Origin of the sequence: Variovorax pasteuri, assembly GCF_051216435.1 — a bacterium.
Lineage (GTDB): Bacteria > Pseudomonadota > Gammaproteobacteria > Burkholderiales > Burkholderiaceae_C > Variovorax.
The window spans coordinates 632,252-654,262 of sequence record NZ_JBPJZS010000001.1 but is presented as its reverse complement, the minus strand read 5'-3'; the positions used below and the strand labels follow the sequence as shown (position 1 = coordinate 654,262).

Annotated in this window: 25 protein-coding genes; 3 read left to right on the top strand and 22 right to left on the bottom strand. The window is 65.5% G+C overall.

Annotated features, from left to right (window positions below):
- Positions 1–11: 11 nt before the first annotated feature.
- The 20 genes from ACSFBM_RS02970 to ACSFBM_RS02875 form a co-directional block, all read right to left on the bottom strand.
- Entirely contained in the window at positions 12–779 is a 768-nt protein-coding gene (locus tag ACSFBM_RS02970) for a pyridoxine 5'-phosphate synthase (RefSeq protein ID WP_435483063.1), read from the bottom strand.
- Positions 776–1,549, bottom strand: a complete 774-nt coding sequence (gene recO, locus ACSFBM_RS02965; RefSeq protein ID WP_435483062.1) for a DNA repair protein RecO — start codon at positions 1,547–1,549, stop codon at positions 776–778. Before recO ends, ACSFBM_RS02970 begins: the two co-directional genes overlap by 4 nt.
- A 1-nt stretch (position 1,550) precedes the next feature.
- Positions 1,551–2,516: a GTPase Era gene (gene era / locus ACSFBM_RS02960; protein WP_435483061.1), complete on the bottom strand. Its 966-nt coding sequence runs from the start codon at positions 2,514–2,516 to the stop codon at positions 1,551–1,553.
- Between the two features lie 7 nt (positions 2,517–2,523).
- Positions 2,524–3,210 carry a ribonuclease III gene (gene rnc / locus ACSFBM_RS02955; RefSeq protein WP_435435264.1) on the bottom strand — a complete coding sequence of 229 codons (687 nt, stop codon included), beginning with the start codon at positions 3,208–3,210 and terminating at the stop codon, positions 2,524–2,526.
- 17 nt (positions 3,211–3,227) lie between these two features.
- On the bottom strand, positions 3,228–3,596 hold the full coding sequence (locus ACSFBM_RS02950; protein WP_435483060.1) for a DUF4845 domain-containing protein: 369 nt from the start codon (positions 3,594–3,596) through the stop codon (positions 3,228–3,230).
- 34 nt (positions 3,597–3,630) lie between these two features.
- Positions 3,631–4,596 carry a signal peptidase I gene (gene lepB / locus ACSFBM_RS02945; RefSeq protein ID WP_435483059.1) on the bottom strand — a complete coding sequence of 322 codons (966 nt, stop codon included), beginning with the start codon at positions 4,594–4,596 and terminating at the stop codon, positions 3,631–3,633.
- Between the two features lie 7 nt (positions 4,597–4,603).
- Entirely contained in the window at positions 4,604–6,415 is a 1,812-nt protein-coding gene (gene lepA, locus ACSFBM_RS02940; protein WP_435483058.1) for a translation elongation factor 4, read from the bottom strand.
- 523 nt (positions 6,416–6,938) lie between these two features.
- A complete protein-coding gene (locus tag ACSFBM_RS02935; protein ID WP_435483057.1) occupies positions 6,939–8,429 on the bottom strand; it encodes a DegQ family serine endoprotease in 1,491 nt (496 codons plus the stop codon).
- A 121-nt stretch (positions 8,430–8,550) separates the two neighbouring features.
- On the bottom strand, positions 8,551–9,633 hold the full coding sequence (locus tag ACSFBM_RS02930; protein WP_435483056.1) for a MucB/RseB C-terminal domain-containing protein: 1,083 nt from the start codon (positions 9,631–9,633) through the stop codon (positions 8,551–8,553).
- A 25-nt stretch (positions 9,634–9,658) separates the two neighbouring features.
- Positions 9,659–10,333, bottom strand: coding sequence for a sigma-E factor negative regulatory protein (locus ACSFBM_RS02925; RefSeq protein ID WP_435483055.1), 675 nt, complete (start codon positions 10,331–10,333; stop codon positions 9,659–9,661).
- A gap of 17 nt (positions 10,334–10,350) precedes the next feature.
- On the bottom strand, positions 10,351–11,025 hold the full coding sequence (gene rpoE, locus ACSFBM_RS02920; RefSeq protein WP_435483054.1) for an RNA polymerase sigma factor RpoE: 675 nt from the start codon (positions 11,023–11,025) through the stop codon (positions 10,351–10,353).
- Positions 11,026–11,035: 10 nt separating this feature from the next.
- Positions 11,036–11,518 carry a hypothetical protein gene (locus ACSFBM_RS02915; RefSeq protein WP_435483053.1) on the bottom strand — a complete coding sequence of 161 codons (483 nt, stop codon included), beginning with the start codon at positions 11,516–11,518 and terminating at the stop codon, positions 11,036–11,038.
- Positions 11,519–11,531: 13 nt separating this feature from the next.
- Complete coding sequence (fabF, locus tag ACSFBM_RS02910) at positions 11,532–12,776, bottom strand: beta-ketoacyl-ACP synthase II (protein WP_435435255.1); 1,245 nt, start codon at positions 12,774–12,776, stop codon at positions 11,532–11,534.
- A gap of 99 nt (positions 12,777–12,875) precedes the next feature.
- Complete coding sequence (gene acpP / locus ACSFBM_RS02905; protein ID WP_007830471.1) at positions 12,876–13,115, bottom strand: acyl carrier protein; 240 nt, start codon at positions 13,113–13,115, stop codon at positions 12,876–12,878.
- Between the two features lie 99 nt (positions 13,116–13,214).
- The gene (gene fabG, locus ACSFBM_RS02900) at positions 13,215–13,958 is read right to left on the bottom strand and encodes a 3-oxoacyl-ACP reductase FabG (protein ID WP_435483052.1); all 744 of its coding nucleotides are present in this window, start codon (positions 13,956–13,958) and stop codon (positions 13,215–13,217) included.
- Positions 13,959–13,989: 31 nt separating this feature from the next.
- Entirely contained in the window at positions 13,990–14,943 is a 954-nt protein-coding gene (gene fabD, locus ACSFBM_RS02895; RefSeq protein WP_435483051.1) for an ACP S-malonyltransferase, read from the bottom strand.
- A 51-nt stretch (positions 14,944–14,994) separates the two neighbouring features.
- Positions 14,995–15,972, bottom strand: coding sequence for a beta-ketoacyl-ACP synthase III (locus ACSFBM_RS02890; RefSeq protein ID WP_435483050.1), 978 nt, complete (start codon positions 15,970–15,972; stop codon positions 14,995–14,997).
- Complete coding sequence (gene plsX / locus ACSFBM_RS02885) at positions 15,972–17,069, bottom strand: phosphate acyltransferase PlsX (RefSeq protein WP_435483049.1); 1,098 nt, start codon at positions 17,067–17,069, stop codon at positions 15,972–15,974. The genes ACSFBM_RS02890 and plsX overlap by 1 nt, the downstream gene beginning before the upstream one ends.
- Before the next feature lie 61 nt (positions 17,070–17,130).
- Positions 17,131–17,313: a 50S ribosomal protein L32 gene (rpmF, locus tag ACSFBM_RS02880; RefSeq protein ID WP_007830466.1), complete on the bottom strand. Its 183-nt coding sequence runs from the start codon at positions 17,311–17,313 to the stop codon at positions 17,131–17,133.
- A gap of 146 nt (positions 17,314–17,459) precedes the next feature.
- Positions 17,460–18,029, bottom strand: coding sequence for a YceD family protein (locus tag ACSFBM_RS02875; protein ID WP_435483048.1), 570 nt, complete (start codon positions 18,027–18,029; stop codon positions 17,460–17,462).
- 82 nt (positions 18,030–18,111) lie between these two features.
- Here ACSFBM_RS02875 and ACSFBM_RS02870 point away from each other — a divergent pair, with 82 nt between their 5' ends.
- From ACSFBM_RS02870 to ACSFBM_RS02860, 3 genes are read left to right on the top strand one after another with little or no spacing between them, the layout of a single operon-like run.
- On the top strand, positions 18,112–18,693 hold the full coding sequence (locus tag ACSFBM_RS02870; RefSeq protein ID WP_435483047.1) for a Maf family nucleotide pyrophosphatase: 582 nt from the start codon (positions 18,112–18,114) through the stop codon (positions 18,691–18,693).
- Positions 18,690–19,457 (top strand): SAM-dependent methyltransferase, encoded by a 768-nt coding sequence (locus tag ACSFBM_RS02865; RefSeq protein WP_435483046.1) that lies wholly within the window; start codon positions 18,690–18,692, stop codon positions 19,455–19,457. Before ACSFBM_RS02870 ends, ACSFBM_RS02865 begins: the two co-directional genes overlap by 4 nt.
- Before the next feature lie 2 nt (positions 19,458–19,459).
- Positions 19,460–20,611 (top strand): MFS transporter, encoded by a 1,152-nt coding sequence (locus tag ACSFBM_RS02860; protein WP_435483045.1) that lies wholly within the window; start codon positions 19,460–19,462, stop codon positions 20,609–20,611.
- Between the two features lie 7 nt (positions 20,612–20,618).
- Here the strand turns inward: ACSFBM_RS02860 and ACSFBM_RS02855 are convergent, their stop codons facing one another.
- Entirely contained in the window at positions 20,619–21,635 is a 1,017-nt protein-coding gene (locus ACSFBM_RS02855; RefSeq protein ID WP_435483044.1) for a S49 family peptidase, read from the bottom strand.
- Position 21,636: 1 nt separating this feature from the next.
- Complete coding sequence (locus tag ACSFBM_RS02850) at positions 21,637–22,005, bottom strand: Rieske (2Fe-2S) protein (protein WP_435483043.1); 369 nt, start codon at positions 22,003–22,005, stop codon at positions 21,637–21,639.
- Positions 22,006–22,011: the final 6 nt, after the last annotated feature.

The following is a 22,011-nucleotide window of genomic DNA, read 5'->3' as shown; positions in this document are numbered from 1 at the left end:
GGCGCCGGCTTTCACTGCGCCTCGCTGATGCAACGCAGGTAGTCGCGCGTGGCGCCCGTATAGCCCAGCTCGAGCGCATCGGCCACGAAGGCGTGGCCGATCGAGACCTCCTGCACACCGGGCACAGCGCGCAGGAACGCGGTGAGGTTGTCGCGGCTCAGGTCGTGCCCGGCGTTGACGCCCAGGCCCGCGGCCAGCGCCGCGCGCGCGGTTTCGGCGTAGCGCGCCAGCACGGCCTGCTCGTTCGGCGTGCCGCGCGAGGCGGCGTAGCCTTCGGTGTAGAGCTCGACGCGGTCGGCGCCCACGGCCTTGGCCGCGGCCATCATCTCGGGGACAGGGTCCATGAACAGGCTGACGCGCACGCCCAGTGCCCTGGCTTCGGCGATCAGCGGGCGCAGGCGCTCGGCGTCGTCGGGGAAGGTCCAGCCGTGGTCGCTGGTCGACTGGGTTTCGCTGTCGGGCACGAAGGTGGCCTGGTGCGGCTTGAGCGCGCGCACGAAGTCCATCAGGTTCTGGAAGGGGTTGCCCTCGATGTTGAACTCGACGGCCGGCCAGTCGGTGGCGAGCAGCGCCGAGAGGTCGCTCACGTCGTGCGCGCGGATGTGGCGCGCGTCGGGGCGCGGGTGCACGGTGATGCCCTGCGCGCCGGCCGCCAGGCAGGCCTGGGCGGCCTTCACCACGCTCGGAATGCCCAGGTGGCGCGTGTTGCGCACCAGGGCGACCTTGTTGAGGTTGACGGACAGTGCGGTGGTGGTGCCAGCGTGGCCTGAAGTGCTCATAGTGCTTGCAGATCTCTCATCATTTGCCGCGTGCGCAGCGTGGACACGCCGCAATGGTAGTTGAGCAAGGCGCGCAGCTGGTTGCGCAGGGCGCTGTTGCTGCCGGCGTTCATGACGGCAATTTCACGCAGCGTGGCGGTGAAGGGCGCACGGTCGTCAAGCACGTCCTGCAGCGCCTGCCAGTCGGCGCCGGCCAGCGCGGGTTCGCCGTCGACCGCCTGGCGCAAGCCGGCCTCGGGCACGAGGCTGTAGCGCGTGGCGGCGTCGAGCGGCTCCAGCGTCAGGGTCTGCACGTCGAGCGACGGCAGCAGGCCCACGCCGCGAAGCAGCAGCAGCTCGAAAGCCCGCAGCGCGGCCGCCTGCGTGGCCGCCTGGGCGCCGGCATGGTCGCCCGCCAGCACCTGCACGACGCCCGCATAGGCGTCGAACAGCGCCTCGTGCGCATCGTCGCGCGCCAGCAGGCGCAGCAGCAATTCGTTGACGTAGTAGCCCGACAGCAGCGCCTCGCCGGTCGGCATGACATGCCCACCCATCCATTCGGCGCCCTTGAGCGTGCGGATCTCGGCGTCGCCGCCGTAGTTGAGCTGTAAGGGCTGCAGCGGCAGCAGCACCGGGCGGAAGTTGGAACTCGGCCGCTTCGCCCCCTTGGCCACCAGCGCGATGCGCCCGTGGTGGCGGGTGAAGACCTCCAGGATCAGGCTCGACTCGCTCCAGTCGTAGCGATGGAGCACATAGGCCGGTTCGTGCGAAACGCGGTGGGCGGCGGCCACTTCATTCGTAGCCGAAGGAGCGCACGCGGGCCTCGTCGTCCGCCCAGCCGGAGCGCACCTTCACCCACAGTTCGAGGAACACCTTGGCGTCGGCCAGCTTCTCGAGCTCGACACGGGTTTCCATGCCGATGCGCTTGATGCGCTCGCCCTTGTCGCCGATCACCATGGCCTTGTGGCTGTCGCGCTCCACCACGATGGTGGCGGCAATGCGCAGCAGGCGCTTGTGGCCCTTCTTCTGGGGCGGCTCTTCCTCGAACTTGTCGATGATGACAGTCGAGGTGTAGGGAAGTTCGTCGCCGGTCAGGCGGAACAGCTTCTCGCGCACCAGTTCGCCGGCGAGGAACTTCTCGCTGCGGTCGGTGAGTTCGTCCTCGGCATAGAACCAGGGCTGCTCGGGCAGGTACTTCTCGCAGATGCCGAACACGCGCTCGACGTCCTTGGCGTTCTTGGCGGACATCGGCACGAACTCGGCGAAGGCGTGCTTCTCCTGCATGGTCTGCAGCCAGGGCGCGATGTCGCCGCGGCGGTGCACGTTGTCCAGCTTGTTGGCCAACAGCACCGTCGGAATGCCCTTGCCGAGCAGCTTGAGCACGCGTTCGTCGGCCGGCGTGAAGCTGCCGGCCTCGACCACGAACAGGATCAGGTCCACGTCGCCGACCGCGCCCTGCACGGTCTTGTTGAGCGACTTGTTCAGGGCGTTGGCATGCAGGGTCTGGAAGCCCGGCGTGTCGACGAACACGAACTGCGTGGCGCCGCGCGTGCGCATGCCGGTGATGCGGTGACGCGTGGTCTGCGCCTTGCGCGAGGTGATGCTGATCTTCTGGCCGACCAGCGCATTGAGCAGCGTCGACTTGCCCACATTGGGCTTGCCGACGATGGCGATGAGGCCGCAATGTTGAGGGCCGTTTGCGGCTGTATCGCCGGCGGTGTCTTCGGGTCCCGCTACGGGATTAATAGCATCGTTCATTCTGATTTCACGCGGCGCCGCGTGCCTTGATGCGGATCAACATGGCGGCGGCTGCCGCCTGCTCGCCAGCGCGGCGTGACCCGCCAATGCCGCGTTCGCGAAGGCCCAACTCGGACACTTCGCACTCGACATCGAAAGTCTGCTTGTGCGCGGCGCCCAGTGTGGCGGCCACGCGGTACAACGGCAGCTTCATTTTGTGACCCTGCAGCCATTCCTGCAATTCGGTCTTGGGGTCCTTGGCCGCCGCGTCCATGCGCGGGTTGATCTCGACCGCCTCGTAGAGCCGGCGAACCAGCGCCTCGGCGGCCGTGAAGCCGGCGTCGAGGTAGACCGCGCCGATCAACGCCTCGAGCGCATCGGCCAGGATCGACGGACGGCTGGGCCCGCCTGAGCGTGCCTCGCCTTCGCCGAGTTTCAGCAGCGGCGACAGCGCCAGCCCGACCGCCAGGCGGTGCAGGGTGTCCTGCTTGACCAGGTTGGCCCGGACGCGAGACAGGTCTCCCTCGGGCAAGGCCGAGAGCCGGATATAGAGCAGGTGCGATACCGCCAGGTTCAGCACCGAGTCGCCGAGAAACTCGAGGCGCTCGTTGTGGTCGGACGAAAAGCTGCGGTGCGTGAGCGCGAGCTGGAGCAGCCGCGGGTCGGAGAAGGTGTGCTGGAGACGCGCCTGCAGCGCGACGAGGCTGCCGTCCACCTTTTTAAGCGCCGCGTTCAGCGGGACGCGCCCTTGTACTTGAGGGTCAGGTAGGCCGGGCCGAACAGGGGAATCTCGCGCTCGTACGCGTACGAAACGACGACCTTGTCGCCGACCTTCTTGATGTCGAGGTCCTTGCCGCTGACCGACTTGAAGTCGTCGATGGCCTGGGCCCGGTCGAAGATGGCGCGCACTTCGGGCACGGTCGTGCCTTCCTTGGCCTTGTTGGCGGCCTTGTCGATCGCCTGCCATTCGATCAGCGTTGGAATGACCTGCGCGACGACGACGCCCACGCATGCGAGCACCACCGCGACGAACACCAACCCGATGAACGAAATGCCGCGCTGCTGCGCAGCCCTGCTGCAAACTGACCGATGTGTTCTCATGCCCTCTTACCCCTCGAACAATGCTGATGATTGTTTATTGAAACGGACCGATGCGACCCAGATCGCCGAAGTTCATCCAGACAAAGAACGCCCTGCCGACGATGTTGCCGTCCGGCACGAAACCCCAGAAACGCGAGTCGGCCGAATTATCGCGGTTGTCGCCCATCATGAAATAGCTTCCTGCGGGCACCTTGCAGACCACGCCCTCCACCGAATAGCGGCAGTTCTCGCGGCCCGGGAAATCGCTGGCGCCGGGCACGAAGGATGGTGCGGCGTCGTCGTTCAGGATCTTGTGCTGCTTCTCGCCCAGCTTCTCGTCGAACTGCTTGAGCAGACGCATCGATTCGCTGTCGAGGTAATCGGCATCGGGCTGCTTGGACACCGGCTGGCCGTTGATGGTGAGCTTCTTGTTCAGGTAGGCGACCTCGTCTCCGGGAAGGCCGACCACGCGCTTGATGTAGTCCATGCTCGGCTTGGGCGGGTAGCGGAACACCACCACGTCGCCGTGCGCCAGCGGCGTACCGTCGGTGATCTTGGTGTTGATGACCGGCAGGCGCAGGCCGTAGGTGAACTTGTTGACCAGGATCAGGTCGCCGGTCAGCAGCGTGGGCATCATCGAGCCCGACGGGATCTTGAAGGGCTCGTACAGGAACGAGCGCAGCAGGAACACCACCAGGATCACGGGGAACAGCCCGGCTGTCCAGTCGAGCCACCAGGGCTGCATCAGCAGCCGTTCGCTGGCCTTCGCATCGGCGGTGTCGACCTGCTTGATGCCCTGCCCGGCCAGGCGCGCGTTGCGCTCGGCCAGAGAGGCTTCCAGCTTGGCGGCCGCTTGCAGCCGCTTCGGCAGGAAATAGAAGCGCTCGGCCACCCAGTAGAGGCCGGTGATCACGGTGGCCAGGAACAGCAGCAATGCGAAGTTGCCTTCGATCGCGCCGAAATACCACGAACCGACATAGGCAGCGAAAGCCGCAAGGACCAGGGAGGTGATGAGTGCCATTTTTTGATCAGTCTTCGACTTGCAGAATCGCGAGGAAGGCCTCTTGCGGGACCTCGACGGAGCCGATCTGCTTCATTCTTTTCTTGCCCGCCTTCTGCTTCTCGAGCAGCTTCTTCTTGCGGGAGATGTCGCCGCCGTAGCACTTGGCCAGCACGTTCTTGCGAAGCGCCTTGATTGTCTCACGCGCAATGATGGTGACCCCAATGGCCGCCTGGATTGCCACGTCGTACATCTGGCGTGAAATGATCTCGCGCATCTTCGCCACCACGGCCCGGCCGCGGTACTGCGACTGGCTGCGGTGCACGATGATGGACAGCGCATCGACCTTCTCGCCATTCAGCAGGATGTCGACCTTGACCACGTCGGACGCGCGGTACTCCTTGAATTCGTAGTCCATCGAGGCGTAGCCGCGGCTCACCGACTTCAGCTTGTCGAAGAAGTCGAGCACGATCTCGCCCAGCGGCATCTCGTAGGTCAGCATGACCTGGCGGCCGTGGTAGGCCATGTTCATCTGCACGCCGCGCTTCTGGTTGGCCAGCGTCATGACGGAGCCAACGTATTCCTGCGGCATGTAGAGATGCACGGTGACGATGGGCTCGCGGATCTCGCTCATGCGGCCGACGTCGGGCATCTTGGACGGGTTCTCGACCATGATCACTTCGCCGTCGTTGCGGACCACCTGGTAGACCACGCTCGGGGCGGTGGTGATGAGGTCCTGGTCGAACTCACGCTCCAGGCGCTCCTGCACGATTTCCATGTGCAGCAGGCCGAGGAAGCCGCAGCGAAAGCCGAAGCCCAGCGCCTGGCTCACCTCGGGCTCGTAGCGCAGCGACGAATCGTTGAGCTTGAGCTTTTCGAGCGCGTCGCGCAGCGAGTCGTACTCGCTCGCTTCGGTCGGGTACAGGCCCGCGAACACCTGCGGCTGGATTTCCTTGAAGCCGGGCAACGCCTCGGTGGCCGTGGCCGCTGCGCCACCGGTGCCGGGCCTGATCAGCGTGACGGTGTCCCCGACCTTGGCCGCCTGCAACTCCTTGATGCCCGCGATGATGTAGCCCACCTCGCCGGCCTCGAGCGAAGGGCGCGGTTCGTTGCCGGGAGTGAACACGCCGATGCTGTCGGCGTTGTACATCGCGCCGGACGCCATCATCTTGATGCGCTCGCCCTTGACGAGCCGTCCGTCGACCACGCGCACCAGCATGACGACGCCGACGTACGCGTCGAACCAGCTGTCGACGATCATCGCGCGCAGCGGACCGTCGGGGTTGCCGCGCGGCGCGGGCATGCGGGCAATGATGGCTTCGAGAATCTCGTCGATGCCGACGCCGGTCTTCGCCGAGCAAGGAATCGCGTCGGTCGCGTCGATGCCGATCACGTCTTCGATTTCGGTGCGCGCGTTGTCGAGATCCGCATTCGGCAAATCGATCTTGTTGAGCACCGGAACCACCTCGACGCCGAGGTCGAGCGCGGTGTAGCAGTTGGCGACCGTCTGCGCTTCGACGCCTTGCGATGCGTCGACGACGAGCAGCGCGCCCTCGCATGCAGACAGCGAACGACTCACTTCATACGAGAAGTCGACATGGCCCGGCGTATCGATCAGATTGAGGTTGTAGACCTGCCCATCGAGTGCCTTGTAGTGCAGTGCGGCGGTCTGCGCCTTGATGGTTATCCCACGCTCTTTTTCGATGTCCATCGAATCGAGCACCTGCGCTTCCATGTCGCGTTCCGCGAGGCCGCCGCAACGCTGGATCAAACGGTCTGCGAGCGTCGACTTGCCGTGGTCGATGTGCGCAATGATCGAAAAATTTCTGATGTGATTCATCAACGGGAACGTTTAAGTACTTGAATTGGCTCAGCCGCAGAGTGCGACGGGCAAGAAAAAAGGGCGCGTCTTCTGGAGACGCGCCCTGAACCAACAAGCAATGGCAACTGCAGTAGTTGGAACTTCATTGTAGGCAAAAAGGGAGACGCGTACATCCGGGAACAGGGTCCAAAGGGGTCGTTGCAGGTCCACAACATCAAAGATATAGACAGGTTATCAACAGGATCGGTGGAGCACTTGCTGAACAACTTGTGGGCGATCTGTGGAGCACCGGTGGACTGCTGTCTAACATCTCGCATCGTGAAGGTCAGGGCGCTCCTTATGCGCTGACCGACCTTCGCGAGCACCCTATTCTACCAAAATCCGTCCTTAGCCAGTTTATAAGTTAGCTTTCACTAACACTTGCCAGTGCTTTCAGTGCCCAAGATTTTTTTAACGGGCTGCCGCAGAACGTCGTAAACACCTCAAAAAAACGGCCCCAAAACCCGACTGCCGGGTGGGGCCACTTGACGCGAGCGCCAGATCAGCGTGCAGGCCTGATCAGTGCGTACTGCGCCCAATCGCCTCGCCGGAACAACACGCTGAGCGCCTTGCTCTTGTCCGCCTTGCCGACCACGGACTCGAAGTCCCGCGCGTTCGACACCTCGGCGTTGCCCACGGCCAGGATGATGTCGCCCTCGCGCAGACCAGCACGGGCTGCGGCTTCGTTGGCGGCATCGACCTTCACACCGCCCTTGATCTTGAGCTCCTTCTTCTGCGCATCGGTCAGGTCGCTCACCGCCAGACCCAGCGACTTCGCTGCGGCAGACGCCGGCGGCTTGGGAGCCGGTTCATCGCGATCGCTCGCGCGCTTGGCAGGCTTGTCGGCTTCTATCTCGGCGATGGTCACGCTCAGGTCGCGCGAGGCGCCGCGTCGGAACACCGTGAGCGTGCTCTTGGTGCCCGGCTTGGTGTTACCCACCAGGCGCGGCAGGTCGCTCGGCTTCTCGATGGCCTTGCCGTCGAACTTGGTGATCACGTCGCCCGGCTCCACGCCGGCCTTCTCGCCCGGCGAACCCGCTTCGACACCGCGCACCAGCGCGCCCTGCGCCTTGCCCAGGCCAATGGCCTCGGCCACATCCTTGGTGACCTGGTCGATCTGCACGCCGATGCGCCCGCGCGAAACACGTCCCGAGGTGCGCAACTGGTCGCTTACGCGGATCGCCTCGTCGATCGGGATCGAGAACGAGATGCCCATGAAGCCACCCGAGCGCGAATAGATCTGGCTGTTGATGCCCACCACCTCGCCGCGCATGTTGATCAGCGGCCCGCCAGAGTTGCCGGGATTGATGGCCACGTCGGTCTGGATGAACGGCAGGTACTCGCCGGTGTCGCGCTGCTTGGCGCTCACGATGCCGGCCGTGACGGTGTTCTCGAGGCCGAACGGCGAACCGATGGCCATCACCCACTCGCCGACGCGCAGCTTGGAGATGTCACCGACCTTCACCGCAGGCAGGCCCGTGGCCTCGATCTTCACCACCGCCACGTCGGTGCGCTTGTCGGCACCGACGATCTTGGCCTTGAACTCGCGCTTGTCCGGCAGCGTGACCATCACCTCGGAGGCGTCTTCCACGACGTGCGCATTGGTCATCACATACCCATCTGCCGTCAGGATGAAACCGGAGCCGACCCCGCGCGGGCGCTCCTCTTCCTGCGGCTGCGCGGGCTTGTTCGGCTTCGGGCCCGGGCGTGGCTGCCCCGGCTGGCCTGGAATGGGCTGGCCGAAGAAGCGGCGGAAGAACTCCTGCATTTCCTCGTCCATCTCGCCGTTGCCGCCACGCTGCGCGACCTTCTCGACGGTGCGGATGTTGACCACGGACGGGCCGACCTGATCGACCAGGTCGGTGAAATCGGGCAGCGTGCGCGTCTGCGCCTGGGCCGATTCCACCGGAAGGAAACTCGCGCTCGCTGTCAGCGCGAGTGCGACAGCCAGCAGACCGGAACGAAGCTTGTGTCCCTCGACTTTGAAGATCATCGGTTTTCTTTCAAAAGAACAGAGCAGCTGGAAACAATGGTTGTGAGTCTGCGTCGCGTGCTTGGTTCAGCGCAATCGGCCATGGGTGCTGAACGGGCGCCTGTCCGCAAGCCTGCCGCCATCAACGCGTGCGCGCAAGACTCTGGGCGAATGCGTTGAGCGTCTGCTGCGGCACTTCACCGACGGCCGTCAGCCACCAGTCGCTGGCCGGCTCGGGCAGGCGCCGGCGGATGGCATTCGTCGCGCCGATCGTCAGCACGCCGTCGCGCGGGGCGCGCGCCGCGTCGTACCGCTCGATGAAGAGCGACACCGAGGCCAGGCCATCGGAGAAGGTCCACTGGACGGTGGTCGCATCCTGCTTGGGCTTGTCACTGCTGTCGCCGGCCGCCGTCGGTCGGCGGAAGAAGCTGCGGGGCTTGAACCCCGCCACGGGCGCCTTGAGCATCCAGCCCTCGTCCTGTGCATTGCTGCGCTCGAGCTCCAGCTTTTCGACGCGGTAGCCCGAGGTGTTGGCCATCATCTGCGAGAGCGCCTGCGCCTTGACGGGTGCGTCGAGCTGCAGCTCGGAGAACGCCGACTGTTCCACCACGCGCGAATCGCTGTCGAGGGTCTGCAGCTTCACCACGAGACCCGAACGGCGCTCGCTCCAGATGCGATAGCCGAAACGCAGCCCGTCGTGCGGTACGAGCTGCACCACGTCGGCGTCGAAGCCCGCCACGCGATCCTTGCCGACGGCGCGCACGTCGTAGAAGTCGCCGATCGACAGATCGGGCTTGTCCGGCAGATTGGGGAACAGATCGAGGTTCTCGCGCTTCTCGACCTTGACGACCTTCGCTTCCGGCAGGAAGGTCATGACGCTGCGATTGCGCCGGAAGGTAGAGCGCTGCGGCCCCGACAGGGCCTCGATGCGCTCGATCTGGTGCTCGCCGTCACGCACATGCCAGATCCGCGCGCTCGACAGGTCACCGCCCGGCGCCGACACCACGAAGGTGCCGATGTAATTGCGCTGGCGAGCGCCCGCATGCATGCGCTGAAGCCACTCGGTCACGCTCATTGCCGGCGGCTCGTCGGTCTGGGTCGTTGCCGCCGGGCTCTTCGCATTCACAGAACCAGAGCGGGTTTGCGCGGTCGAGGCCTGCGCCAGGCACAAGGCAGCAAACACGAGCACGCAGGCACGTGCGGAGATCGGCATCTGAACGGTCATTGCGGGTGGCTGCGGGCGCGCGCGGTCAGCGCGTCGGCCCCTCGAAGGTCGCGTTGCGCAGGAAACCGGAAGGCATCTGCGATGCACCGCCGGCTTGCTGGTGCGCCTCGAGCAACTGGTCCAGGCGCGGGTCGCGCAGCATGACCTGCGGGTTGCCGTTGCCGACGATCACGCGGGTCGGAGTGAGTGTGTTGGCAGCGGGCTGGTCGCTCCCGAAGGCCGCCGCAGCCAGCACCGAATTCACCGCCGGTTGCTGTTGTTGCTGCACCGACGCCACCTGGGCACCGACTTGCGGCACGGCGGCACCGTTGCCGACCAGCGTCCAGCTGATGGCGGCCACGGCCATCAGCGACGCGGCGCCAGCCACCAGCTTCCAGCGGAACACCGGTTCGTTCGCCGCTTCCGCCCTGCGCTGAACCGGCAGCGCCAGTGGCGTGACAACCGGCACCGCCGCGGGCGCGGACACCACAGGCTCCGCCGCCAGCCGCTGCTGGAAACGCGCGAGAAACGCCGAGCTGTCGCTGCACGGCGCGTGGGAACCCGAGCGCAGCACGTCGCCTGCCACGTGGTACGCCAGCCATGCCGCGCGCGCCTCGCCATCGGCACAGACCGATTCGATCGCCTGCGCGAACGCCTCGCCCTGCAAATGACCATCCGCAAGTGCGGACACCTGTTCACGAACCGTCATCGTCTGATTCATTTCATTCACCTGCTTGCTTACCAACGCTTGCCGGACTGGTTGTCCAACATCGGTTTGACCCTGGCCGAAATGGCCTCACGCGCGCGGAAAATACGCGAACGCACCGTGCCGATCGGACAATTCATGACCTCGGCGATCTCTTCGTAACTCATGCCCTCGATTTCACGCAGCGTCACCGCTTGCCGCAATTCGGCAGGCAGGGCGTCCATGGCAGCCTCGACGGCGCTGGCGATTTCATTCGCCGCCAGGATGGATTCAGGGGTTTCGTCGGTGGTTGGTTCGTTTCCAGGACGGTAAGTTTCATCGTCGTCATCAGAAGACGGCCTCAATGCCGCTTCGGAGACAGTCGGATCGCGCTTCATGTCCACGAGCGCCTTCTTGGCCGTGTTGACGGCGATCCGATAAAGCCAGGTGTAGAACTGCGCATCGCCGCGAAACTGGTGCAGCGCGCGGTAGGCGCGAATGAAGGTTTCCTGGGCGATGTCTTCGATCAGGTCGACATCGCGCACCATCCGCCCGATCAGGCGCTCGATGCGGCGCTGGTACTTGATGACCAGCAGTTCGAACGCCTTCTGATCACCTGCGACAGTGCGCTGGACCAGTTGAAAGTCGACCTCGCCCGGGCGCGGCGCCCCTTCGGGCGCCTCGGTCAGGCCGGAATCCGGCGGCACGGGCGGCGGAGAAGTGGTCATCGACGAAAGTTCAGGGCGCGTCGGCGGGGGCCGTCGCGCGCCAGGTGTCGCCCGCAGGCGCGGCGGACGGGGGGCGCGAATATACCGCACGGCGCACATCGCGCCAGCGCTCGGGCAGGGCACGCTGTTCGGCCCAGACCCAACGACGCGCACGCCCTGGCTCGCTGAGCCGAAGCAGCATCAAGGACTGGAAATCGAGCGCCACCAGCACCCGGGCGGCATGCACGCCCCGGGACGCATGAGCCCCCGTCAGCGACCAGTGCAGCCCGTCGAAATGCAGCACGCCCACGCCATCACGCCGCAACCCGAAGCCTGCGGCAACGCCGGAGAAAACGACACTGAAAACCAGCAGCAGCTGGCGCCATCCGCCGCTATCAATCAGATAGCAGGACGCGCCCGCGCAGCAAGCGCCCAGGGCCCAAAGGACAAGGAGAATCCGGGTTGCGCCTCGCGAGCGCCCCACCGGATAAGTCACCGACGGTGCGCTGTGCATGAAAAAGCAATGCTCAAGCGCGCTTGAACACCAGCGTGCCGTTGGTGCCGCCGAAGCCGAAGTTGTTCTTGACCGCGACATCGATCTTCAGATCGCGCGCCTCGTTGGCGCAGTAGTCGAGATCGCACTCCGGATCCTGGTTGAAGATGTTGATGGTCGGCGGGCTCTTCTGCTCGTGCAGCGCAAGCACCGTGAACACCGATTCGATGCCGCCCGCGCCGCCCAGCAGGTGGCCGGTCATGGACTTGGTCGAATTCACGACGAGCTTCTTCGCGTGATCGCCGAACGCCAGCTTGACCGCATTGGTCTCGTTGAGGTCGCCGATCTGCGTGGAAGTGCCGTGCGCGTTGAGGTACTGAACCTCGTCGGCATTGACGCCGGCGTTGGACAGCGCCATGGCCATCGAACGGCGGGGGCCGTCGACGTCAGGCGCAGTCATGTGATACGCATCGCCGGTCAGGCCGAAGCCCGCGACTTCCGCGTAGATCTTGGCGCCGCGCGCCTTGGCGTGTTCGTACTCTTCGAGCACCAGCACGCCGGCGCCCTCGCCGAGCACGAAACCGTCGCGGTCCTTGTCCCAGGGACGCGAAGCCGTGGCGGGATCGTCGTTGCGGGTGCTCAACGCGCGAGGCGCGGTGAAGCCGCCGATGCCGAGCGGAGAAATCGTCGACTCGGCACCGCCGGCGATCATGACGTCGGCGTCGCCGTACTCGATCATGCGAGCCGACGTGCCGATGGCATGAAGGCCCGTGGTGCAGGCCGTGACGACCGCGATGTTCGGGCCCTTGAAGCCGTACTTGATCGAGACATGGCCGGAGATCATGTTGATGATCGACGCCGGCACGAAGAACGGCGACACGCGGCGCGGGCCGCGAGCAACCAGTTCGCCGTGCGTCTGTTCGATCATTGGCAGACCGCCGATGCCCGAGCCGATGTTGCAGCCGATGCGCACGGCTTTTTCATAGGGCAGCGCTTCGCCGGTAGGCAGTCCGCTGTCCTGCACCGCCTGGATGGCGGCGGCGAGACCCAGATGAATGAAGCGGTCCATGTGACGCGCTTCCTTCTCCGAGATGTATTGGGTGATGTCGAAACCCTTGACCTCACCTGCGAACTTGCAGGCGAAGGCGCTTGCATCGAACGCGGTGATGTTCGCAATGCCCGACTTCCCGGCCAACAGGTTGGCCCAGGATTCGGTTGCGGTGTTTCCGACAGGAGCGATGCAACCGAGCCCGGTCACGACGACGCGGCGTTTGGTCATGCCGGCAAACCTTTCTGGAAGCGCTGAACAGTTGCCTGTCGGCGCGAGCGGTTTAAAGAAAAGCCGCCGGCCGCAGTTGCAGTGTGGTCAGCTGGCCTGTCAGGCCTTTTGATTCTTGGTGGCGTAGTCGACGGCGTTTTGCACCGTGGTGATCTTCTCGGCGTCTTCGTCGGGGATCTCGATGCCGAACTCGTCTTCGAGTGCCATCACGAGTTCGACCGTGTCGAGCGAGTCAGCGCCGAGGTCGGCCACGAAGGCCTTTTCATTCGTCACTTGAGACTCTTCCACGCCGAGTTGCTCGGCGATGATTTTCTTGACACGTGCTTCGATATCGCTCATTTGGTTCCCTCTGAGGGTTGTAGGTAATCTGTGGATTTTAGCCGGGCGCATTGTGGCATTTGCCGTGCACCCGGTGCGGGAAAAGATTGCGCCTTGCGGCTACATGTGCATGCCGCCGTTGACGTGCAGCTCCTGCCCCGTGACGTAGGACGCCTGGGGCGATGCGAGATAGGCCACTGCGTGCGCGATGTCCGCCGGCTTGCCGAGGTGCCCCAGCGGGATCTGCTGGAGCAGCGCCTGTTGCTGGGCTTCGGGAAGGCTGGCCGTCATGTCCGTCTCGATGAAGCCGGGTGCGACGCAGTTGACCGTGATGTTGCGGCTGCCGAGCTCGCGGGCCAGCGCACGGGTCATGCCCGCGACACCGGCCTTGGCGGCGGCGTAATTGGCCTGCCCGGCATTGCCGGATGCACCGACAACGCTGGTGATGCTGATGATGCGGCCATAGCGCTGCTTCATCATCGGACGGATCACGGCGCGCGAGAGGCAAAAGACCGCCTTGAGGTTGGTGTCGAGCACCGAATCCCAGTCACTGTCCTTCATGCGCATGGCGAGGGTGTCGCGCGTGATGCCGGCGTTGTTGACCAGCACGTGGATTGCGCCGTAGGCCTTCACGATCTCGTCGATCAGGGCTTCGACGGCGGCGCCGTCGTTCACGTCGAGCGCACGGCCGCGTCCGTCAAAGGCGCTGAGTGCCGAAGTGATCTTGGCGGCGCCATCGTCGGTGGTGCCGGTGCCCACGACCTTGAGGCCGCGCTGGGCCAGTTCCAGCGCAATGGCCGCACCGATCCCGCGCGTTGCGCCGGTGACCAGGGCGACTTGCCCTTCGAATTTGGGAATGCTCATAAAGAAAAAAGTGTCGAGGCCTTGGCGCCGTTCAGCCGGCGAGCGATTGTCGGGTGTCCGCGAGCGTGGCCGGGTCGTATACCGACGCGGCCTCCAGATCGGGGGCGATGCGCTTCACCATGCCGGCCAGCACCTTGCCGGGGCCGCACTCGATGATGGAGGCTACACCGCGCAGTTTCAAGGCCTGCACGCTCTCGACCCAACGAACCGGGCCGGCCGCCTGGCGCACCAGGGCGTCGCGGATGCGATCCGCATCGGTCTCGACAGTGACGTCGATGTTGTTCAGCACGGGAATTCGAGGCGCGGCCAGCGCGATCGAGGCCAATTTTTCGCGCAGCGCTTGCGCCGCGGGCTTCATGAGGCTCGAATGGAAAGGCGCCGACACCGGCAACAACAGCGCACGCTTGGCACCATTGGCCTTGAGCAGTTCGCACGCCTTGTCGACCGCGGCCTTGCTGCCGGCGATCACGGTTTGCATCGGGTCGTTGAAATTCACGGCCTCGACGATTTCGACGCTGCCTGCACCAAAGCTGGCCGTGGCTTCGGCACACCCCGCCACCACCTTGCCCGACTCCATGCCGAGCACCGCAGCCATCGCACCGACACCCACAGGCACAGCCTGTTGCATCGCTTGCGCGCGGAAACGCACAAGCGGCGCCGCCTGCGAGAGCGTCAGCACGCCCGAAGCCACCAACGCCGAGTATTCGCCGAGCGAATGACCGGCCACGACAGAAGGCGTCGCCCCGCCTTCGGCGAGCCAGGCGCGCCACGCGGCGACGCCTGCCACCAGCATCACGGGCTGGGTGTTGGTCGTGAGCGCCAGCTCTTCCTTGGGGCCGTTCTTGATCAGCGCGCCGATGTCTTCATCCAGCGCATCGGAGGCTTCACGCAGCGTTTCGGCCACGGCGGGGTGATCGCCCCAGGCGTCGAGCATGCCGACCGCTTGCGAGCCTTGACCCGGAAAGACAAAAGCAAAGGATTTCATTTTGGATGTGTCGTCTGGAATGCAGCCGCCCCTTCGGGCCGCCGCAGCACACTACAGATTCAGGAGCACCGCGCCCCAGGTGAAGCCGCCGCCCACGCCTTCGAGCATGAGGGTTTCGCCTTTCTTCACCTTGCCGGAACGCACGGCTTCGTCGAGCGCCAGCGGAATCGAGGCGGCCGAGGTGTTGCCGTGCTCGTTGACCGTGACGATCAGCTTCTCGCGCGGCAGCTTCAGCTTTCTGGCCGTGCCTTCCATGATGCGGATGTTGGCCTGGTGAGGAATGAGCCAGTCGATGTCGGCCTCGGTCTTGCCGGCCTTCGCCAGCGTGGCACGCGCGGCCTCTTCGAGCACGCGAACCGCGAGCTTGAAGACGGCTTGGCCGTCCATGTGCAGCAGCGGCGTGCCCAGCACGTTGCCGCCGGACACATGGCCGGGCACACAAAGAATGCCAACGTGCTTGCCGTCCGCATGCAGGTCGCTGGCCAGGATGCCGGGCTGCTCGCTGGCCTCAAGCACCACCGCGCCCGCGCCGTCACCGAACAGCACGCAGGTCGTGCGGTCGTTGAAGTCGAGGATGCGGGAGAACACTTCGGCGCCGACCACAAGGGCACAGCGCGCGGTGCCGGTGCGGATCATCGCGTCGGCGACGGTCAACGCATAGACGAAACCGCTGCAGACCGCCTGGACGTCGAACGCCGGGCACCCCGCGATACCGAGCTTGTGCTGAAGAATCGCGGCCGACGACGGAAACACCATATCGGGCGTCGAGGTCGCGACGATGATCAGGTCGATGTCACTGGCCTTGCGGCCAGCGGACTCCAGGGCATGCCTGGCAGCCTCGAAGCCGAGATCGCTGCTGGTGACGTCCGGCGCGGCGAAGTGCCGTGCGTGGATGCCAGTGCGCTCGATGATCCACTGATCGGAGGTCTCGATGCCGCGCGTCGCCAATTCCTTGGCGAGGTCGTCGTTGGTCACGCGGCGTGGGGGCAAATAGCTGCCGGTGCCGGTAATGCGTGAATAAGGAGTCATCAAACGTGAAGGGCCGTCGCGTCGACCGGCGCCGCCGGTTCCTGCCGCGCGAGCAAAGGCGCGGCGTGGGCGATGCGGGCCCGCACGCGATCGAGCAGGTTGTTGCGAGCGGCATCATAAGCGCGATCCAGCGCGTGCCCAAAAGCCACTTCGTCCGCAGAACCATGGCTCTTGAACACCAGGCCGCGCAGTCCCAACAGCGCCGCGCCGTTGTAGCGACGGTGATCCAGACGGCTTTTAAAGGCTTTTAACACCGGATAAGCCACAATTGCCGCCGCTTTGGTGAAGATATTTCGCGAAAACTCAACGCGAATGAACTCACCAATCATCGAAGCAACGCCTTCGCTGGCCTTCAGTGCCACATTTCCCACGAAGCCGTCGCAGACGACGATGTCGGTCGTTCCCTTGAAGATGTCATTGCCTTCCACATTGCCGAAGAAGTTGAGATCCTTGGAGTTGGCAGCTGTACGCAGCAGTTGACTCGCTTTTTTGATCGTTTCACTGCCCTTGATGGCCTCTTCGCCAATATTGAGCAAACCGACCGACGGCGACTCATTGCCCGTCAACGCCGAGACCAGCGCCGAGCCGAGCACAGCAAACTGAAGCAGGTCTTCCGCGTCGCAATCGACGTTCGCACCCAGGTCGAGCACGGTCGTCGCCCCGCCCTTGGCGTTGGGGAGCTGCGGGGCAATCGCGGGGCGATCGATGCCGTCGAGCGTTTTGAGCAAGTAGCGCGCAATCGCCATGAGCGCACCGGTGTTGCCGGCCGAGATGGCGGCTTGAGCGGCGCCATCCTTGACCTGCTGGATCGCGACGCGCATCGAAGAGTCTTTCTTCTTGCGCAGCGCGATCTCGATCGGGTCGTCCATGCCCACCACTTCGCTGGCAGCGACGATGCGGGCACGCGGATGCGCGGCAAAGCCCGCCAGTGCGGCCGGCGCACCGACCAGCAACAACGAGGCCTCGCTGTGCCGCTCAAGAAATGCGCGGCAGGCCGCGAGCGTGACGCGCGGCCCATGGTCGCCCCCCATGCAATCCACGGCGAGCGTGATTGCGGAAGGCGCAGCAGTGTTTTCGGGGGAAGAAGGCGTAGCCATCAAAACAAAGGCCCGACGCTACGGCAGAAGTAGCTTCGGGCCTTGGCCTTGGGATGCGAGATCAGGCTTCGGACTTGTTCTTGAGCACCTGACGGCCACGGTAGAAACCGTTGGGGCTGATGTGGTGACGCAGATGCGTTTCGCCGGTGGTCGGTTCCACGGCGATGCCGGGCACGACCAGCGCATTGTGGGAACGGTGCATGCCGCGCTTGGAAGGCGACTTCTTGTTTTGCTGGACGGCCATGATGGCTCCTGGACTGTGATGTGAGTGAAAGGATGCGGGCTCAAGCGGTGGCAATGCAGCGACATGTATGGAATGTCCTTGCCTGCATTGCTGCTCACGGCGGCGCGCGCGAAGCCCATGATTATAGCCCAGCCTGAGCGAAAGGGCTACTTGCCCTCTTTCGAACCATCTTCCGGCTTGCGGGCGCGCAATCCGCCGAGCACCGCAAAGGGGTTCGGCTTGGCTTCTTCGGCGGCCTTGAAGTCTTCGTCGCTGGACGAGAGCTGGACCGGGACGGGGCAGACGTCATGAACAGGCATGACGGGTATTTCCATCAGCAGTTCGTCCTCGATCAGCGTGTGGAGGTCGAAATCCCGGCTCAGCACGAGCAAATCTTCATCGGAATCATCGTCTTCCGCCTCCGCAGTGGCCTCGTCCGCCACGAAACGGAACCAGCGGTCCGCGAAGATCTCGGTGTCGACCGGTGACAGGCAGCGCTGGCAGACCAGCGGCACCACAGCTTCGGCCTCCACGTGCATCCAGGCCACGGGCTTGCCGTCCGCGCCGGGGCGCTCTTCCCCGCTGGCCGTCCAGCGGACCACGGCATCGGGCGCCGGAGCCGCCAGTTCAGCGACCAGGCGTGCATAGTTGGGAACCGGGTCGGCGGCTTCCAGGGTGGCTGCGGCGGCGGTGAAGCCGGGCACATTGAGCCGTTCGGGGGCAAATTCTCTCTTCATCCGCGCCAGTCTATCGCGCCTGCCGCCTCACTGGTTCGGGACAAGCCAGAGGGGCCAGGCGGGCTCACGCACAATCGTGGCCATGCAATGCACTGTGATCCTCGCCTCGACCTCGCGCTATCGTCGCGAACTGCTGACCCGACTGCGACTGCCCTTCGACGTGCAGTCGCCGGAAGTCGACGAAACACCCCTGCCCGGCGAAACGCCGCACGACCTGGCCGTGCGTCTGGCGCTGGAAAAGGCCAACGCCGTGGCCGCCCGCTTTCCGCAAGCCGTGGTCATCGGCTCCGACCAGGTGGCCGACCTGGCCGGCGAGGCGCTCGGCAAACCCGGCGACCATGCCCGCGCCACCGCCCAACTGCGCCGGATGCGCGGCCAGACGCTGGTCTTCCAGACGGCCGTGGCCGTCGTGTGCCATGCCACAGGCTTTGTCCAGCGCGACATCGCTCCCGTGCGCGTGGTGTTCCGCGACCTGACCGACGCCGCCATCGAACACTATCTGCAAGCCGAACAACCCTACGACTGCGCCGGCAGCGCCAAGAGCGAAGGCCTAGGCATCGCGCTGTTGAGCGCCATCGACAGCGACGACCCGACCGCGCTGGTCGGCCTGCCGTTGATCCGCACCTGCCGGATGCTGCGCGCCGCGGGAGTCGACCTGCTGTGACACAAGCCAAAGGCAAGCTCTACCTCGTGCCCGCGCCGCTCGATTTCGGCTGCGACGTGCAGGCCCCGCTGCAGGACGCCCTGCCGCTGGGCACGCTGCAAACGGCCGCCAGCATCACGCATTGGATCTGCGAGAACGCGAAGTCCGCGCGCGCCTATCTGAAGCGCATCGACGCCGTCGCGCCGCTGGCCGCCCCCCTGCAGGCGCAGACCATCCAGGAACTGCCGCGCGAAGTGCACAAAAAAGGCGACCACGCCGGCCAGTTCGACGCCCGCCCCTTGATGGCCGCCGCGCTCGAAGGCCACGACATCGGCCTGCTCAGCGAAGCCGGCATGCCGGCGGTGGCCGACCCGGGCTCGTCGGTGGCACGCGCCGCGCATGAACTGGGCATCGAGGTGGTGCCGCTGACCGGCCCGGTCTCTCTGCTGCTGGCGCTGGCCGCCAGCGGATTGAACGGCCAGAACTTCGCTTTCGTCGGCTACTTGCCGCAGGACGCGGTCGAGCGCCAGACGCGCATCCGCGAGCTCGAGGCGCTTGCGCTCAAGTCGGGCCAGACGCAGCTGTTCATCGAAACCCCCTATCGCAACGCGGCGCTGCTCCAAGCGCTCGTGCAGACCTTGCAGCACAACACCCGGCTCGCGGTGGCGCGCGGACTGACGCTCTCGAGCGCCCACGTGCGCAGCGAGACCGTGAAATCCTGGCGCGCCAAGCCGCAAGGCACCACAGACGAGCGCCTGCCCGCCGTGTTCGCGATCGGCCGCTGAACATGCTGGCCGTCACCGCAAGCACGCGCTGGGCGTCGCGCGCGCAGTTCTTTTCCGCCGGCTTCATCTTCGCCACCTGGGGCGTGCACGTGCCCACGGTCAAGGCGCACTACGGCATCGACGAGGCGCAGCTCGGCCTGGCGATGCTCGCGGCCGGCGCGGGCGCGATGATCGGGCTGACCAGCGCGGGCCGCTGGCTCGGCCGCTACGGGCCACGCCGCGTGGCCGGCCTGTGCGGCTGCATCTACGCACTGCTGCTGGCCGGCCTGATCGCGATGCCCGGCTACGCCGCCCTGCTCGGCCTGCTGGCCGCCTTCGGACTCGTGACCAGCGTCTTCGACGTGTCGATCAACACCGAGGCGGCGCAGCTCGAACTGCACGGTGGCACCCCGCTGATGAGCGGCATGCACGGCATGTTCAGCCTGGGCGGCATGGCCGGCGCGGCGAGCGGCAGCGCGGCGCTCGCCGCCGGGCTCGGCGCGCAGGCGCACCTGCTGATCGTCTCCGCGGTGATGGTGCTCGTGGTGGCTGTCGCCTCGACGCGCATGCTGCCCCGGCCGGCCACCAGCGGCGCCACCGAAGCCAACCATGGCTTTCTGGTGCCGCGCGGCGTGCTCGCCGTGCTGGGCGTGCTCGCCGCGCTGGGGCTGATCGCCGAAGGCGCCATCTACGACTGGAGCGTGCTCTACATGCAGCAGGAAGTCGGCAGCCCGCAGCAGCAGGCCGCGCTGGCCTACGCGAGCTTCTCGGCGGCGATGGCGGCGGCGCGCTTCGGCGGCGACGCCATGCGCGCGCGCTTCGCACCGACCTCGCTGCTGCTCGGCAGCGGCCTGCTGGCGGCCGCTGCCATGACGCTGGTGCTGAACACCGACCTGCCCTGGCTGGCGCTGGTCGGCTTCGCGGGCGTGGGCGTGGGGTTCGCGAACGTGGTGCCGATCCTGTTCTCGGCCTCAGCGAAGGTACCGGGCGTGGCGCCGGCGCGGGGCATCGCTTCCGTGTCGGCCGTGGCCTATGTGGGCTTCATGGCAGGCCCGGCGGTGATCGGGCTGCTTGCGCGGGCGACCTCGTTGACCGCCGCGCTCTATGTGGTCGTGGTCTTCGCCGCGGCGCTGGCAGCCTCCGCGCGCTACACCGCCAGCGGCGAAAACAAGTAGTAAGCGATCAGCGCAGGGCGGGCTCGGTGTGCATCAGGCGCACCGTGGTCTCGGCCATGGCGGCGCCGAACTTCTTGGCCAGCTTCTCGGCCACGTTGTCGCGCCGCGTGTAGTCGATCACCTCTTCGGCCTTGATCACTTCGCGGGCCACGTAGTCGACATTGCCCAGTTGGTCGGCCAGGCCGTATTCAACTGCTTGCTCGCCGCTCCAGAACAGGCCGCTGAACAGGCCGGGCGTGTCCAGCTTCAGGCGGTCGCCGCGGCCGGTCTTCACCACGTTGATGAACTGCGCGTGGATCTGGTTGAGCATCGTCTGCGCATGGGCACGCTGTGCGTCGCTCATGGGGCTGAACGGGTCGAGAAAGCCCTTGTTCTCGCCGGCCGTCAGCAGGCGGCGCTCGACGCCGACCTTTTCCATCACGCCGGTGAAGCCGAAGCCGTCCATCAGCACGCCGATGCTGCCGACGATGCTGGCCTTGTCGACGAAGATCTTGTCGGCAGAAGCGGCAATGTAATAGGCCGCCGAGGCGCAGGTTTCTTCGACCACCGCGTAGACCGGCTTCTTGTACTTGGCCTTCAGGCGCTTGATTTCATCGTTGATGATGCCGGCCTGCACCGGGCTGCCGCCGGGCGAGTTGATCAGCAGGATCACGCCCTTGGCGCCCTCGTCCTCGAAGGCCGTCTTCATGGCGGCCACCACGAACTCGGCGCTCGCGTCCCCGCCATTGGCAATTTCGCCCTTGATCTCGACGACAGCCGTGTGGGCCGTGGTCTTGGCCGTGCTCGGCGCGCTGCGCGACAGCGCGAGCCAGGCCAGGAAGATGAAGAAGGCGAGCCAGGACACCCGCACGAAGGTCTTCCAGCGGCGCGAGGCCTTCTGTTCGTTCAGTGCGGCGAAGGCCAGCTTTTCGAGCGTGGCGCGCTCCCATCCGGGGCGCTGCGTGGGATCTTTGGCCATGTTCTTGGGGGGCACCGGCTCAAATGGTTCGAACCCTTCGGGTTCTGTTCGGGTCGGGTCGGTCATGTCAGAAGCTCAGGGGGTGGAGGTTCCAGTCAGTATGCCAGTGCACCACGCCGTCATGCTCGCTCAAGGCGATCTTCACCAGGCCGCCGCGACACGGGCCGCCCGCGCATTCGCCGGTGTCGGGCCTGTAGACCGCGCCGTGCGTGGCGCACAGCAGCCATTGCCCCGTGTCGTCGAAGAAGCGGTCGGGTTGGAAGTCCATCTCCATCGCGACATGGCTGCACCGATTGAGAAACGCATGCGGCTGCCCCTCGAAACGCACCGCGAAGGCGCGGCAGGTTTCGCCGCCGTGGACCACATCGAAAGGCACGGCCCGGCCGCCTTCGACCAGGTCCGCGGCATTGCACAGCGGGATGCGTTCTTCGCTCATGACGCA

Bases quoted from the DNA above. Each gene is read 5' to 3' on its own strand.
- era (WP_435483061.1), bottom strand. From the start codon at position 2,516: ATGAACGATGCTATTAATCCCGTAGCGGGACCCGAAGACACCGCCGGC.
- ACSFBM_RS02890 (WP_435483050.1), bottom strand. From the start codon at position 15,972: ATGACTCCTTATTCACGCATTACCGGCACCGGCAGCTATTTGCCCCCA.
- ACSFBM_RS02850 (WP_435483043.1), bottom strand. From the start codon at position 22,005: ATGAGCGAAGAACGCATCCCGCTGTGCAATGCCGCGGACCTGGTCGAA.
- ACSFBM_RS02855 (WP_435483044.1), bottom strand. From the start codon at position 21,635: ATGACCGACCCGACCCGAACAGAACCCGAAGGGTTCGAACCATTTGAG.
- acpP (WP_007830471.1), bottom strand. From the start codon at position 13,115: ATGAGCGATATCGAAGCACGTGTCAAGAAAATCATCGCCGAGCAACTC.
- ACSFBM_RS02915 (WP_435483053.1), bottom strand. From the start codon at position 11,518: ATGCACAGCGCACCGTCGGTGACTTATCCGGTGGGGCGCTCGCGAGGC.
- ACSFBM_RS02970 (WP_435483063.1), bottom strand. From the start codon at position 779: ATGAGCACTTCAGGCCACGCTGGCACCACCACCGCACTGTCCGTCAAC.
- lepA (WP_435483058.1), bottom strand. From the start codon at position 6,415: ATGAATCACATCAGAAATTTTTCGATCATTGCGCACATCGACCACGGC.
- ACSFBM_RS02875 (WP_435483048.1), bottom strand. From the start codon at position 18,029: ATGAAGAGAGAATTTGCCCCCGAACGGCTCAATGTGCCCGGCTTCACC.
- lepB (WP_435483059.1), bottom strand. From the start codon at position 4,596: ATGGCACTCATCACCTCCCTGGTCCTTGCGGCTTTCGCTGCCTATGTC.
- ACSFBM_RS02930 (WP_435483056.1), bottom strand. From the start codon at position 9,633: ATGACCGTTCAGATGCCGATCTCCGCACGTGCCTGCGTGCTCGTGTTT.
- rpmF (WP_007830466.1), bottom strand. From the start codon at position 17,313: ATGGCCGTCCAGCAAAACAAGAAGTCGCCTTCCAAGCGCGGCATGCAC.
- fabF (WP_435435255.1), bottom strand. From the start codon at position 12,776: ATGACCAAACGCCGCGTCGTCGTGACCGGGCTCGGTTGCATCGCTCCT.
- fabG (WP_435483052.1), bottom strand. From the start codon at position 13,958: ATGAGCATTCCCAAATTCGAAGGGCAAGTCGCCCTGGTCACCGGCGCA.
- ACSFBM_RS02950 (WP_435483060.1), bottom strand. From the start codon at position 3,596: ATGAGAACACATCGGTCAGTTTGCAGCAGGGCTGCGCAGCAGCGCGGC.
- ACSFBM_RS02860 (WP_435483045.1), top strand. From the start codon at position 19,460: ATGCTGGCCGTCACCGCAAGCACGCGCTGGGCGTCGCGCGCGCAGTTC.
- rpoE (WP_435483054.1), bottom strand. From the start codon at position 11,025: ATGACCACTTCTCCGCCGCCCGTGCCGCCGGATTCCGGCCTGACCGAG.
- plsX (WP_435483049.1), bottom strand. From the start codon at position 17,069: ATGGCTACGCCTTCTTCCCCCGAAAACACTGCTGCGCCTTCCGCAATC.
- ACSFBM_RS02870 (WP_435483047.1), top strand. From the start codon at position 18,112: ATGCAATGCACTGTGATCCTCGCCTCGACCTCGCGCTATCGTCGCGAA.
- ACSFBM_RS02935 (WP_435483057.1), bottom strand. From the start codon at position 8,429: ATGATCTTCAAAGTCGAGGGACACAAGCTTCGTTCCGGTCTGCTGGCT.
- fabD (WP_435483051.1), bottom strand. From the start codon at position 14,943: ATGAAATCCTTTGCTTTTGTCTTTCCGGGTCAAGGCTCGCAAGCGGTC.
- ACSFBM_RS02925 (WP_435483055.1), bottom strand. From the start codon at position 10,333: ATGAATCAGACGATGACGGTTCGTGAACAGGTGTCCGCACTTGCGGAT.